This is a genomic window from Pseudomonas sp. LD120 (assembly GCF_009861525.1).
GTDB lineage: Bacteria > Pseudomonadota > Gammaproteobacteria > Pseudomonadales > Pseudomonadaceae > Aquipseudomonas.
Genome location: NZ_WVHL01000005.1, coordinates 1,148,660 through 1,162,544, shown reverse-complemented (window position 1 = coordinate 1,162,544; position 13,885 = coordinate 1,148,660). Strand labels below are relative to the sequence as shown.

General features: G+C 63.1%; 10 protein-coding genes. 3 read left to right on the top strand and 7 right to left on the bottom strand.

Features of this window, described 5'->3' with window-relative positions; genetic code table 11:
- Positions 1 to 2: 2 nt before the first annotated feature.
- Both pfkB and ptsP read right to left on the bottom strand, forming a co-directional pair.
- A complete protein-coding gene (pfkB, locus tag PLD_RS19575) occupies positions 3 to 944 on the bottom strand; it encodes a 1-phosphofructokinase (RefSeq protein WP_159895590.1) in 942 nt (313 codons plus the stop codon).
- Positions 944 to 3,805, bottom strand: a complete 2,862-nt coding sequence (gene ptsP / locus PLD_RS19570) for a phosphoenolpyruvate--protein phosphotransferase (RefSeq protein WP_159895588.1) — start codon at positions 3,803 to 3,805, stop codon at positions 944 to 946. The genes pfkB and ptsP overlap by 1 nt, the downstream gene beginning before the upstream one ends.
- A gap of 299 nt (positions 3,806 to 4,104) precedes the next feature.
- On the opposite strand from ptsP, the gene cra reads away from it, so the two are divergent.
- The gene (cra, locus tag PLD_RS19565; protein ID WP_159895586.1) at positions 4,105 to 5,100 is read left to right on the top strand and encodes a catabolite repressor/activator; all 996 of its coding nucleotides are present in this window, start codon (positions 4,105 to 4,107) and stop codon (positions 5,098 to 5,100) included.
- Positions 5,101 to 5,104: 4 nt separating this feature from the next.
- Positions 5,105 to 5,896 carry a TatD family hydrolase gene (locus tag PLD_RS19560; protein ID WP_159895584.1) on the top strand — a complete coding sequence of 264 codons (792 nt, stop codon included), beginning with the start codon at positions 5,105 to 5,107 and terminating at the stop codon, positions 5,894 to 5,896.
- Between the two features lie 9 nt (positions 5,897 to 5,905).
- Here the strand turns inward: PLD_RS19560 and PLD_RS31275 are convergent, their stop codons facing one another.
- The 4 genes from PLD_RS31275 to PLD_RS19540 form a co-directional block, all read right to left on the bottom strand.
- The gene (locus PLD_RS31275) at positions 5,906 to 6,610 is read right to left on the bottom strand and encodes a methyl-accepting chemotaxis protein (protein ID WP_371929099.1); all 705 of its coding nucleotides are present in this window, start codon (positions 6,608 to 6,610) and stop codon (positions 5,906 to 5,908) included.
- A 1,608-nt stretch (positions 6,611 to 8,218) separates the two neighbouring features.
- Complete coding sequence (gene ampE / locus PLD_RS19550) at positions 8,219 to 9,055, bottom strand: regulatory signaling modulator protein AmpE (RefSeq protein ID WP_159895580.1); 837 nt, start codon at positions 9,053 to 9,055, stop codon at positions 8,219 to 8,221.
- Positions 9,052 to 9,612 carry a 1,6-anhydro-N-acetylmuramyl-L-alanine amidase AmpD gene (gene ampD, locus PLD_RS19545; RefSeq protein WP_159895578.1) on the bottom strand — a complete coding sequence of 187 codons (561 nt, stop codon included), beginning with the start codon at positions 9,610 to 9,612 and terminating at the stop codon, positions 9,052 to 9,054. The genes ampE and ampD overlap by 4 nt, the downstream gene beginning before the upstream one ends.
- Before the next feature lie 63 nt (positions 9,613 to 9,675).
- Positions 9,676 to 11,901, bottom strand: coding sequence for a DUF1631 domain-containing protein (locus PLD_RS19540; RefSeq protein WP_159895576.1), 2,226 nt, complete (start codon positions 11,899 to 11,901; stop codon positions 9,676 to 9,678).
- Positions 11,902 to 12,264: 363 nt separating this feature from the next.
- Here PLD_RS19540 and nadC point away from each other — a divergent pair, with 363 nt between their 5' ends.
- The gene (gene nadC, locus PLD_RS19535; RefSeq protein WP_159895574.1) at positions 12,265 to 13,113 is read left to right on the top strand and encodes a carboxylating nicotinate-nucleotide diphosphorylase; all 849 of its coding nucleotides are present in this window, start codon (positions 12,265 to 12,267) and stop codon (positions 13,111 to 13,113) included.
- Positions 13,114 to 13,153: 40 nt separating this feature from the next.
- On the opposite strand, the gene PLD_RS19530 is transcribed toward nadC, so the two are convergent.
- The gene (locus PLD_RS19530) at positions 13,154 to 13,450 is read right to left on the bottom strand and encodes a DUF6388 family protein (RefSeq protein ID WP_178116192.1); all 297 of its coding nucleotides are present in this window, start codon (positions 13,448 to 13,450) and stop codon (positions 13,154 to 13,156) included.
- Positions 13,451 to 13,885: the final 435 nt, after the last annotated feature.

Sequence of the window (13,885 nt, the reverse complement as noted above, 5' to 3'; positions counted from 1 at the left end):
TCTTATTGTTCTAGGAGGGGATGCACACGCACCCCCTGCTCCAGCCGGGCCAGTTGGGCCCTGTCGCTGATGCCGAAACCGATCTGGGTCACGGCCATGGCGGCAATCGCGGTGGCGGTGCGCAGGGTCTGTTCGAACGGCTGGGCGCCGAGCAGACCATGGAGCATGCCCGCCAGCAGCGAGTCGCCGGCGCCCACGGTGCTGAGCACGCTGACCTTGGGCGGCAAGGCTTGCAGGGACCGCTCGCTGCTGAACCAGTTGACCCCTTCGGCGCCATGGGAGATCACCACGTGCTCGACGCCTTGGCCGTGCAGCAGACGCGCCGCCTCGGCCTGTACCGCCACGCCAAGCACCGGGCTGCCGAGGACGTCCGCCAGTTCCTCAGTGTTGGGTTTGATCAACCAAGGGCCAGCCACCAGACCGGCGCGCAAGGCGGCGCCGCTGGTGTCGAGGGCGACCTTCAGGCCCAGGCTTTTCAGGCGCAGCAACAGCGCCTGGAACCATTCGGGGCTGATCCCTCGCGGCAAGCTACCGGCCACCACCACCGCGTCATGCCCGGGCGCGATCTGCTCCAGGCGCTCCAGCAAGGCCTGTTGCGCCAGCTCGCTGACCTCGGGCCCAAGGCCGTTGATATCGGTAATGCGCCCGTCGTCTTCGGCCAACTTGATGTTGCTGCGGGTGTCACCGGGGACGCGGATAAAGGCATCGACAAAGCCGCGCTGGGCGAACAGCGCGTCAAACGCCTGTGGATTGTTTTCCCCGAGAAAGCCGCTGACGGTCAGTTGGTGGCCGAGGTCGGCCAGCACCTGGGCCACGTTCAGGCCCTTGCCTGCCGCGTGGCTGTGCAGGGCGTTGCTGCGGTTGACTTCCCCAACCTCCAGCCGGGCCAGTTGCACCGTCAGGTCCAGCGCCGGGTTGAGGGTCAGGGTGAGAATCTTTGCCATTACATGGCCTCCACTAGGGCACGCACTTCGTGGGCGCTGCCGACGGCCAAAGCCTGTTGAGCAAGGGTTTGCGCCTGGGTCAGGCTGAGCTCGCGAATCCGCGCCTTGACCTCGGCGATGCTGCGTCCGGAGACGCTGAGTTCATCCACCCCCAGGCCCACCAGCACCGGCACCGCCAGCGGATCGGCCGCCAGTTCGCCGCAGACCCCGACCCATTTGCCGTGGGCATGGGCGGCGCGCACGGTGATGTCGATCAGTTGCAGCACCGCCGGGTGCAGGCCGTCGGCCTGGGCCGACAGCGTCGGGTGGCCGCGGTCGATGGCCAGGGTGTATTGGGTCAGGTCGTTGGTGCCGACGCTGAAGAAGTCCACTTCCTTGGCCAGCACCGGCGCCAGCAGGGCGGCGGATGGCACTTCGATCATGATCCCCAGTTGCAGGTCGGCCACCGGGATTTCCTGGCGTAGGCGCTCGGTCATGTCCCGGGCCTGGCGCCATTCTTCGACGCTGCCGACCATGGGGAACATGATCCGCAGCGGGCGGTTGTCCGCCGAGCGCAGCAGGGCGCGCAATTGCGCTTCCATGATCAGTGGCCGCTGCAGGGTCAGGCGGATGCCGCGCACGCCGAGGAAGGGGTTTTCTTCCTTGGCGATCGGCCAGTAGGGCAGCGGTTTGTCGCCGCCCACATCCAAAGTGCGCACCACCAGCGGACGCCCGGCGAGGCCGTCGAGTACGCGGCGGTATTCGGCTTCCTGGGTGGCTTCGTCCGGGGCCTGGGGATGGGCCATGAAGATCAGTTCGGTGCGCAGCAGGCCGATGCCTTCGGCGCCGTTTTCCACGGCGGCGGCGACACCGGCGCTTTCACCGATGTTGGCGAACACCTCCACCGCGTGACCATCTGTGGTGCGGGCCTGTTGATGGCGTTGCTCGGCGGCGGCCTTGAGGCGTTGTTCGCGGGTATCACGTTCCTCGGCGGCCCGCTGCAGGGTGTGGCGATCGGCGTCGACATGCAGGCGGCCACGCTGGCCGTCCAGCAGCAAGGGCGTGCCGGACTTGATCAGCAGCACGCTGGCACCGGCGCCCACCAGGGCCGGAATGCCCAGGGCCCGGGCGACAATGGCGCTGTGGGCGGTGGCGCCGCCGCGGGCGGTGAGAATTCCAGCGACGCGCGTCGGATCGAGGCGCGCCACGTCCGAAGGACCGACTTCGTCCATCACCAGGATGTAGGGCTGGTCCGGTTCGGCTGGGGTTTCGATGCCGCACAGTTGCGCCAGCACCCGGCGGCCGATGTCCCGCAGGTCGGCGGCGCGTTCGGCGAGCAAGGCATCCTGCAGGGCTTCCTGTTGTTTGGCGGCGGTTTCGATCACGGTCATCCACGCCGCTTCCGCGCTTTCGCCCTGTTTGAGGCGGGTGTCCACCTCGTCGGTGAGCTCAGGGTCGTCGAGCATTTCCTGGTGGGTGACGAAGATCTCGCGAATGGCCTTGGCCTGGCTGCGCTGGATCAAACCGTCGATGTCCTGGCGCACGTCGGCCAGGGCCTGCTGCAGGCGCTGGCGCTCGATGGCGGTGGACTCGCCCCGCAGCGGGTAGTCGATGGCTTGCAGCACCTGGATGTGGGCCGGGCCGATGGCGATCCCGGGAGCGGCGGCGATGGCCTGGATCAGGCTGCCGGAAGCCGGGGCGCTGAGCGGCACCACGACTTCTTGCGGTTGTTCCCGGGGGGTGCTGGCCGCCGGCAGGGGTTCGACGGCTTCGCCCAGACCAGCTTCGATGGCCGCCAGCAGCGCCGGCAAGGCATCGGCGGCAATGCTCGGTTCGGCGATCAGTTCCAGCACCTGGCCACGTCGGGCACCCAGGCTCAGCAGCTTGCTCAGGCTCTTCACCGAGACCGCCGAAGCCGCGCCATCGACGATGCGGATGCGGATCTCGCCCTCGAAATTTTTCGCCAACTGCGCCAGCTCCTTGGCCGGGCGCGCATGCAGGCCGTGGGCATTGGCCAGGGCAATGCGGGCGCTGGGCCAGTCCGCAGGCAACTCACCGCCGAGCACCTCCAGCACCGCGCGACGGCTGGTGGCGCGGCCCAATTCCTGGCCACGGCCTTCGATCAGCAGCGCACACAGGCGTTCCAGCAGGGCTTGATGGGCCTCCCCCAGGCTGGCCAGGCAGAACAGACCGCTCAGGGGCTGGCCTAGGTAGCGGATGGGTTTGTCCGGGGTGACGAACGCCAGCCCCGGGCGCAGCACGGTTTGCTCGCTGTGCAACCACCACAGACCGTCGCCCAGGGGCAGCGCCTCCACCTGCTGCAGCACCGCGGCAAAGCCGTTGCTCACGCATTCAGCCTGACGCAGCAGACGGGCGCCACGCCAGACCAGTTCTTCGAAATCTTCCGCCGCCACCCCGAGGCCGATCATCTGCGCGTCCAGCGCCAGCTCCTGGGGCGCGCCCTGCAACAGCTTGAGCAGGGCTTCCGGGGTACTGGCGCGGCGCAGGGCCTGGCCCAGGTCGGTTTCCCCCAGAGCGCGGGTCAGCAGTTGCAGCAGGCGCAGGTGCTCGTCGGATTTGGCCGCGATGCCGATGGCCAGGTAGACGATCTGCCCGTCGCCCCAGTCCACGCCGTCGGGAAACTGCAGCAGGCGCACGCCGGTGGCAAACACCTGATCGCGAGTTTCCGGAGTGCCGTGGGGGATGGCGATGCCTTGGCCAAGAAAGGTCGAACCCTGGGCTTCGCGAGCCTTGAGGCCGGCCAGGTAGCCCTCGGCCACCAGGCCGTCAGCCACCAGTTTATCGGCCAGCAAGTGCAGCGCCGCAGACTTATCCACAGCCGTTTGGCCCATGGATATCTGCTCTACAGTGAGCTCGAGCATGCGTTCTCCTATTTAGCGCGGGGGGCGGCGCTAGGTATTGTTTTAAGTAAACAGCGTAGGCGTCTTTACCGCCACAAACGGGACCTGTTACCTGGCAAGGGCGTTTTTACCTTTGTGCTTTTGCCGAAAAAATACGCCGGCTGAAACGTTTAATCTAGCAAGTTTGCTAAGTTACTCGATAATCTCAGCGCCTTGAAGTCCTTCTGGTCGATTGCCGCTTCCGACGTTGGTCGCCTGCCCAGATCAGGTAGGATTGGCGAAAATGTCGGGGCAAGCACCAAAAACAAGGAAATCCCGGGTTGAAACTCAGTGATATCGCTCGCCTGGCCGGTGTGTCCGTCACCACCGCCAGTTACGTCATCAACGGCAAGGCCGAACAACAACGCATCAGCAACGCCACCGTGGAACGGGTGCGCGCGGTGGTGGAAGAACACGGCTTTACCCCCAATCCCCAGGCAGCCGGTCTGCGCAGCCGGCACACCCGGACCCTGGGGTTCATTCTTCCGGATCTGGAAAACCCCAGTTACGCGCGCATCGCCAAACTGTTGGAGCAAGGCGCCCGGGCCCGGGGCTATCAATTGCTGATCGCCAGCTCCGACGATGCGCCGGACAGCGAACGGCAATTGCTCCAGCTGTTTCGCGCGCGGCGTTGCGATGCGCTGTTCGTCGCCAGCTGCCTGCCAGCGGAAGATGACAGCTATGAGCAATTGCAGGCCCAGGGCCTGCCGATCATCGCCATCGACCGGGTGATGCCGTCCGAGCGGTTCTGCTCGGTGATCAGCGACGACCTGCAAGCCAGCCTGCACCTGACCCAGAGCCTGCTTGAGCCCGAGCCCAAGCAGATCGTGCTGATCGGCGCGCGCCCGGAACTGAGCATCAGCCAGGAGCGCGCCGCCGGTTTCCGCCAGGCCCTGCAAGGCTTTGCCGGTGAGGTGCTGATCGAGCATGGCGAAGCCTTCAGCCGTGAATGCGGCCGGCAGTTGATGGAGGAGTTGCTGCAGCGCCTGGGCCATCTGCCGGACGCCCTGGTGACCACTTCCTATGTGCTGCTGCAGGGCGTGTTCGACGCGCTGCATGACTTCCCGCTGAAATCCCGGCCGCTGCGCCTGGGCACCTTCGGCGATACCCAACTGCTGGACTTCTTGCCACTGCCGGTCAACGCCATGGCCCAGCAGCATCGACTGATTGCCGAAAAAGCCCTGCAACTGGCCCTGGCAGCGATTGAAGAGGGCCATTACCAACCCGGCGTCCAGGCCATCGCGCGGACCTTCAAACAGCGTATCCGGCAGGATTGACACCGTGGAGCTGATCGACAGCCACACCCATCTGGATTTTGCGGATTTCAACGACGACCGTGAGGCGCTGCTAGCGGACAGCCGCGCCCGGGGCGTCTCGCGAATGGTGGTATTGGGGGTCTATCAGGCCAATTGGCAGCGGGTCTGGGACCTGGTGCAGGGCGATCCGCAACTGTACGCGGCCTTCGGCCTGCACCCGGTGTACCTGGACGATCACCGACCAACGGATCTCAAGGTTCTGGGAGATTGGCTGACACGGCTGGCGGGGCATCCACAGCTATGCGCGGTGGGCGAGATTGGCCTGGACTACTTTCTTGCGCATCTGGACCGTGAGCGCCAGCAATCGCTGTTCGAGGCTCAGTTGCAGCTGGCGGCGGACTTTCACTTGCCCGCCCTGCTGCACGTGCGTCGCAGTCACGCCGCGGTGATCGCCACCTTGAAGCGCTTCAAACTCAAGCGCGGCGGCATCATCCACGCCTTCGCCGGCAGCCGCGAAGAAGCCCGGGAGTACCTCAAGCTGGGCTTCAAGCTGGGCCTGGGCGGCGCTGCCACCTGGCCCCAGGCCCTGCGCTTGCGCAAGGTGATCGCCGGGTTGCCCCTGGAGTCAGTGGTACTGGAAACCGACTCGCCGGACATGGCGCCGGCCATGTTTCCCGGTCAACGCAACAGCCCACAACATTTGCCCGCCATCTGCGCCGCGCTGGCGCAGATCATCAACATCTCCCCCGAACAACTGGCCGCCGCCAGCACCCGCAACGCCTGCCAACTGTTCGGCTGGCCCGGGGCCGCGCCGTAGCCGTCGCGCTCAGACCTGGAACGCACCGATCAACTGCTTGAGCTGTACCACCTGAGCCGACAACTGACGGCTGGCGTCTTCGGTCTGGTGCGCGCCCTCGGCGGTGCGTTCACCGGCACGGTTGATCTCGACGATGTTCTGGTCGATGTCGTGGGCCACCGACGTCTGTTGCTCCACCGCGGCGGCGATCTGCTGGTTCTGGTCGACGATCATGCCCACCGCGCCGAGGATGTTCTCCAGGGCCTGCTGGACCTTCGCCGATTGATCGACCGTACCGTTGGCCATGGCGTGACTGCTGCCCATGGCCTTGACCGCCGCGCTGACGCCACCGTGAAGCTTGTCGATCATCTCTTCGATTTCCTCGGTGGACTGCTGGGTGCGCTTGGCCAGGGTCCGCACTTCATCGGCCACTACCGCGAAGCCTCGCCCCTGTTCACCCGCGCGCGCCGCTTCGATGGCAGCGTTGAGCGCCAGCAGGTTGGTCTGCTCGGCAATGCTCTTGATCACTTCCAGCACGCGGCTGATGGCCTGGCTGTCGCTGGCCAGTTGGTTGATCACCAACACTGACTGATCGATCTCGCTGGCCAACCGGACAATGCTGCCCTGCTGGGACTCCACCAGACCGCGCCCACTGACGGTTTCGTCGTTGACGCTGTGGGCGCTGCTGACCGCCGCCGCCGCGCTACGTGCCACTTCCTGGGAGGTCGCAGACATCTGGTTCATGGCCGTGGCCACCTGTTCGATCTGGCTGCGCTGGCCGGCCACCGCGTGATTACTTTGGGCCGACACGCTTTCCACCTGCACGGCCTGGCGCTCGACTTCACTGACGGTGTGCCCGACCCGCTCGATCAAGTCGTGGATCTTGCGCACCGTGCCGTTGAACACGCTGCCCAATTCGCCCAGCTCATCACGGCTTTGCGCATCGAAGGTGACGGTCATGTCCCCCGCTGCCACCTTGTCCATCATCGCCCCGAGGCGGCGCAAGGTGGTGCGGGTGGAAGCATAGAAACCGCCGTACAAATAGACGATCGACAAAAATACCAAGGCTAAAGCCACCACCAGCAAGAGCATGTGGCTGCGGTTCTGCGCCAGGCGTTTTTGCAGCTCGACATCGAGAAACCTCAGGGTGCCCTGGTTGAGTTGATAGGTCTGTGCCATCAGGCCGCTGACCTGGTCATAGAACCCCTGCCAGGGCGCGTCCAGTGTGTCGGCCATCACCACCTGCTCCTCGAACAGATCGCTGGCCTGCTTGAGGCTGCTCTTGCTGGCGCTGGCCAGACTGTCCAGCGCATCGTGAGCGGCGCGACTGGAGCCCAGGGCGTCCTGCAACTTGAGTGCGTATTCGGCCTGGCGTTTTTCGATCTGCACCAGCAACTCGTCGAAACGGGTGCTGGATGAGGAGTTGAGAAAGCCCTGGCCCAGGGAAGAAGCGCCCAGGGCCCGACCTTCTCCCAAGGCCTGGGTGATCTGGGGGGTGATGCTGGTGATCAGTTCGCTGAGCTGGCGAATATCGCTCTGGCCATCGCGGCTCAGGCCCGATTGGCTGGCGATGATCTGACTGAACAACTGCGCGCTGCCCAGTAGCTTGCCGATCAGTGCGCTTTTATTCAGCAGTGAGCGCTCCGCTTGCTGAGCCTTGAACGCTGCAATCAGCTCGTCGCGCTTGGCATTGAATACTTCCACCTGCTGCGGATCGACGGCAACGGCCTGCATCGCCTGCAGGCGTTCGAGGACGGCTTTCTCCTGGGCGACAATCTTGTTTTCCAGGTCCCCCGCCTTGCCGGACTGGCCAAGGCTGGCGTTGATCTGCACAAGGTTATTGAGGGTTTCCAGATCTCGGCGCAAGGTCAGGCTGCTGCCCAGCAGATCAAGACTCTGCAGCTCGACCTGAGTACCCTGGAATTCGCGGTAAGAATCGCGCACCAGATAGAAGTTGGTCACCAGCATGGGGATAAAGAACAGCACGCTGATCAGGCTGAACTTCATGCCGAAGCTCAGGCGGTTCATCAGCGCGACGGCGGGATAGAGCAAACTCTTCACAAAGAAGTCTCCCTTTTCTTTTATTTTATGGGCGTCCAGGCGAAAGCAGCAGATAGCCACTATTCGGTGCTCCGTCTGTATAGCTCAATTTTAGGGGAGTCTTTGTAACTTAAAGTTAACCGCTAGCCATCCACCCATCGCTTGCCGGGCTTCAAAGGGCGACGCCGCCCGATGTCGCGAGGGCGCCGACTGCCGTTCGGCGGCCGCGCCCAGCGAGGCGCCGCCGCAGACCAAAGCCGCTGGGCCGCCATAGCGCCCAGCAGGACCTGGGGGCCTTGCTCCTCAGGCCAGCACGGTCCACAGGGCAAAACCGGCGTACCACAGTACCGCCGCGCGCAGCAGCAACTCCCAGATCCGATCCAGGCTGTTGATGCCTTCCGGCCCCGCCTGCGGTGGGGGAATCTCACCGCCGACCAGGCCGACCTTTTCCACCAGTTGCGCGGCGCTGATAGGCCAGTTGAGCAGTTCGTGGAGCATCACCCGACTCACCGCCACGAAGTTGCCCACCAAAGCAAAGCTTGCCGCCAGCAGGCGCACCGGCAACCAGTCAAAGGCGTGACGCAACTGCGCCGCGCGCTCCACCAGCGCGGCATTCTTGCCCTGCTCGGCGGCCAAGGCCAGCAAGCGATAACTCAGGGCGGCCACCGGGCCCAGCAGGAAATACCAGAAGATCACCGCAAAGAAGCTCTGAAAGGCCTGCCACAGCAGATAGCCCTGGACGCTTTCCAGCAGTTGTTCGCCACTGTCGGCGCTGATCTCCAGGTCGCGCTTGGCGACATGGGCCGCTGCTTGCAGGTCTTCACGTCGCCAGGCATCGCGGAACGGCCCCAGGCCAGCCAGCAAATCTCCGCGGCCCAGGGCATAGATCACCACCAGCAGGTGCACCGGCAAGGCCAGCAAGCCGTAGGCCACTGGCTGCAACACCATCAATAGCAGGCCCAGCAACGCCACCGGCAGCAGCACCAGCAGCGCCAATAGCCACCAGGGGTGCGCAGCCAGCCGTGGGTTCGTTTCCAGTCGCGCCAGTTGCCCCAGCCAAGCACCGTCGCGCTGCACGCGCTGACGCAAAGCCGAGAACTTCTCGATCCACACTGCCAGCAACAACACCAGAAAACTCATTGTCCTTCTCCCTTCTCCAAGGCGGCACGGTAGCGTGCCCAGTCGAAAGCCTGGCCCGGGTCAGTCTTGCGCCCAGGCGCGATATCGCTATGACCACAAATCCGTTGTGGCGTGATGGCGCAAAACGCCGCCTGCAATTGTTCGGTCAGGGCACTCAGGGATTGATACTGGGCATCGGTGAAGGGCAACTCATCGGTGCCTTCCAGTTCAATGCCCAGGGAAAAATCGTTGCAGGTGTCGCGCCCCTCGAAGCTCGACACACCGGCATGCCAGGCCCGCTCCAGACAAGAGACAAACTGAGTGACCGCGCCGTCACGCTCAATCAAGAAATGCGCAGACACGCGCAAGTCGGCAATCCCGGAAAAATAGGGATGCTCTGTGACATCGAGGCGATTCTGGAAGAATTCCTGCACCTTGCCGGTACCGAACTGACCCGGCGGCAGGCTGATGTTATGAATCACCAGCAGCGAGATCTCGCCCGCCGGACGCTGATTGAAATTGGGTGACGGACAGTGCCGTACGCCATGACACCAACCCGTGGCAGGGTCCAGCCGCATACCGATTCCTTCAACTAAAGCCTGAAGTAGCGCAGTATGCCGCGTTCGGCCCTCGGGTTGCGATCACTTGCCGTGATTGAGGCGCTGCAACGTGTCGATCACCGACTCCAGGGCTCGGTCGAACAGCAGGGTGTCGTCCAGCGCGCGCACCGCACCGCGATGGAACTCCAAGGCCAGGCCCATGCGCGTGCGCTCCAGGACCTTCATCCCGGTACGGTTGACGAATACGTACTTGACCACCGGCTGCGCGACAATCGCCGCCAGCTTGCAGCGCAGGGTATTGTCCTCATCTTCCTGGAATTCGACCCAGGCACCTAAGCGCAACTGATCGACCTGCAGCACGCACGGGTCATTGGCGGGCAAGGCCAGCGGCGAGGTCTCCAACGGACCTTCTTGCGCACACGGCAGGACAATCTTCTGAGCAACCACAATCAGATCAGCAGGCTCCGCCACCAAGGCCTGCACCTGCTGCTCAACCAAGGCTTCGCGCTCAAAGGCCTGCAGGTGCAGCGCCTCCAGTTGGCTGAAGAACTCGCTGGTGGAGAAGGGATCAAACGCCGCACCGCTCAACCCGTCGCGCAGGCCCTTGAGCAGCCCCGGCACCAGCGCCAACAAACGCATGGCGCTGTCGGGCTGTTCGTGAGGTTGCACGCTCCAGACCAGCTGGATCAGGGTTTGTTCGGCGCTCTGCCATTGGGCGGATTCATCACCGTGTTTGAGACAGCTCAATAGCAAGACCTGGCTCCAAGCGTCACGAACGAAGTCCACCACCTTCTGCGGCAATACTTTTCCCAGCAGCGCCTCATTCAGTGCTCGCTCTACCCGCCTGCGAGCCAGTTCCGCCTTGGCCCGGCCTTCTTCGGCGTCGCGGGTGCGCTGCTCCAACAATTCGGCCCGACGCCGCTCGTCGGCAGTAAAGGCCAGGAAGTCCGCCAACAGCTCGGAAAAGATCGCCGGGTCATCGCTGAATTCGCTCAGTAGGCGTTGCACCACTTGCTCGATACGCAGATACAGGCTGTCGCGTTGATGATCGTCGCAACCGCCCCAGCCCATGGCGGCGGCGGCAATCTCGTTGAGCAAGCGCCGCGCAGGGTGGTTGCCGCGGCTGAAAAAACTCTTGTCCAGCACCGCCACCTTGAGCATCGGAATCTGCAGGCGCCCGATCAGGGCCTTGAGAGAATCCGGCAGGTTGCGGTCATCGAGGATGCATTCAAAGAGCATGGCAATCAGGTTGATCACGTCCTCATCGGCGACATCCACTACCCGCGACTTGCCGCTCTTGACGCTGACCCGGGTCAGCAATTGCTCCAACTGGTTGCGCAGGTCGAAGTCTTCCTGGGCGCTGGGCGGCGGCACGTATTGCTGCAAGTGCGACAGCAGGCGCAGCAGATCGCGGGTGGAGATCGGCTGGGTTTCGGCACTGGACTCCAGGGTCGGTGCGACGCTGCCACGCACATGGAACAGCAGCGTCTGCAGCGCCGCGAACACTTCCTGCACGCTTTCGTCCAGCGCGCTCTGGCCGGGCTTGAGCTGGCCGCCATCTGCCTCCAGGCCCTGCCCCTGGGCACGGGCTCGATCGCTGGCCCGCCGCGCCGGAGCGGGCATCAGCTCAGGCAGAATGCCGGTGGCGATCAACAGTTGGTTGGCCTCGCCATAGAGTTGCTCGGTGTCACTGAGCACATAGCGCTCAAACAGTTTGAGGATGATCAGCTTGACCTTGATCTCCACCCCAAGGCTGCGCCCGGCTTGCATGAAATACTCACAGAGCAGCGCCGGCCCCAGAGGGTTTTGCGAGTCGCTCAGGCGCCGCCCCAGGAGCTCTCCCAGGCGCGCCGTCAACTGCCCCAGCGCAAAACCATCACGATTGAGGACCTTGGCCACCATGGCATCCACCGCTACGGTTTTTTCCAGATGGTCATGGGAGGGATCAAAGCATGGGTCATACGCCACCGCGTGGGGAATGACCTGGCAGGGGTCGTACTGAACCAGGCTGGCGAAGCCCTCGAAAAAATGCTGCAGAAAGCCGCGTTCAATGCTTTTGCGCTTCAGCCGCAGGTCACGCATGGCTTCAAACAGGGTGTTCTGCTCGACGTTGCGCTGCGCCCGGTCAGCCATCTCGAACAGCGTGTCGTCGGCATTATCGAACAGTTCCTGCAAACCATAACGAAGTTGCTGGGCGGCCTTGTCACGAACCTGAAGCAGAATCACTGGCAGGCGGGCGAGCGGCGACGCAGTCGCCTGATCTGTAGCGGCCTTGCGCAAAGGCACTACATTCCCGTCGTTGTGCATCCAAGCCTCCTGGAAAGGTGATTCTTCGGTTCGAGATCAAGTTTCAGTCAAGCCGACGGCGCTCACAGCCAACTCACAGTGGGGGCAGACGCACTCCACTGCACTTCGTTTAAGGGGGAGCCAAAGACACGTCAAAGCTATGACGTCAATTACAAGTCACATTATCTTGTAAAAGCCCCCGCTTACGCCAGCAGACTCTGTCACCCCCTCCGAAATAATCATTCACCGACAAAGAACAATCTCATCCACCCATCAGACAAAACCACCCAAAACAGGTTCGCCAACGGAACCCAGGCATTTGCCACCTTGGGTTCGCCGATCCCATGCCCCTATAATCGGCGCACTTTGTTTGTGGAGCCCGTTATGCCGAATCTACGCCTCGCCGACCTCACTGCCGAAATCGAAGCCAACGTGCGCCGCGCGCTGCTGGAAGACATCGGCAACGGCGATATCACCGCGCAATTGATCCCGGCCGAACGCCTGGCCAAGGCCACGATCATTACCCGCGAAGCGGCCGTGATCAGCGGCACCGCCTGGGTGGATGCGGTGTTCCGCCAACTGGACCCGCGAGTCGCCGTGCACTGGCAAGTGACTGATGGCGAGCCGGTGGTGCCCAACCAGACGCTGTTCAACCTGGAAGGCCCGGCGCGCTCGCTGCTTACCGGTGAACGCAGCGCTCTGAACTTCCTGCAACTGTTGTCTGGCGTGGCCACCCGGGCGCGTTACCTGGCCGACTTTGTCGCCGATACCCAGGTCAAGCTGCTGGATACCCGCAAGACCCTTCCCGGCCTGCGTCTGGCGCAGAAGTACGCGGTCACCTGCGGCGGCTGCCATAACCACCGCATCGGCCTATATGACGCCTTCCTGATCAAGGAAAACCATATTGCCGCCTGCGGAGGCATCGCTCAGGCCGTCAGCGCCGCCCACAAGATCGCCCCGGGCAAACCGGTGGAAGTGGAAGTGGAAAGTCTTGCCGAGTTGAAACAGGCTCTGGATGCCGGTGCCGACATCATCATGCTCGACGAACTGAGCCTGGACGATATGCGCGAGGCTGTGCGCCTGAATGCCGGCAAGGCCAAGCTCGAAGCCAGCGGCGGGATCAACGAAAGCACCCTGCGGCCGATTGCCGAAACCGGGGTGGACTACATTTCCATTGGGGCCATGACCAAGGATGTGAAGGCTCTGGACCTGTCCATGCGCCTCAGCCTCTGAGCCATGAAAAACGCCAGCCTGAATCAGGCTGGCGTCGGGCTCAACTTTCGATTTCGTTGAGCTGCAGATAATCCTCAAGGTCCATGCCCAGCGCTTCAGCGACCTCCTGATGCACTTCCAGGCGCATGGCCTTCAATTCCTCCGGTGTCTCGGCCACCAGATCGAGCACCAGCTCCCACGGCTCGATGCCGCGAGACTCCGCCTCGTCCTCAAATGCCCATTGCGCCTGCTGCTTCTGCTCTTCCGGGCTCAGGGCGCTGATTTCCTCTTGCAAGGAAGGCGTGGCAGCCAGGTACCGTTCAAGCGCTACGTCGATTCTTGCCTCTTTAGGAATCATCTCGTTCTCTCTGATCATAGGAATGGAAGATGGATCTGGATCGTTAGGATCTCTCTGCCGCAAAAAACCGTTACAACCGTCGATTTATCTGGCCTTCAGAACCATTCGGGATCATCTGAAAACAGCATGCTGGTACTCAGACAGGAACCGAATATAGGACCTTTGCGCGACGATTTATATGACCCATGCAGCAAATGCGCAAAAACCATTCCCCGCCAGCCCCTGCCGCTTCATGCACCGGGGAACAGGCGCTTAAGGCGACAGCCGTGCATCAACTGGTCGAGGGCCGGCAGCGGACCACCAGACCACTGCGCGCTTAGGCCTCTCAGATCGATCACAGCGAAGCTTGTCACGCCATCAATGCTCGAGAACCGCCAGCGAACACACAACTGGTAACAGGACTCATTTGCATATAAAGTTCCGGCGTTTTATCTC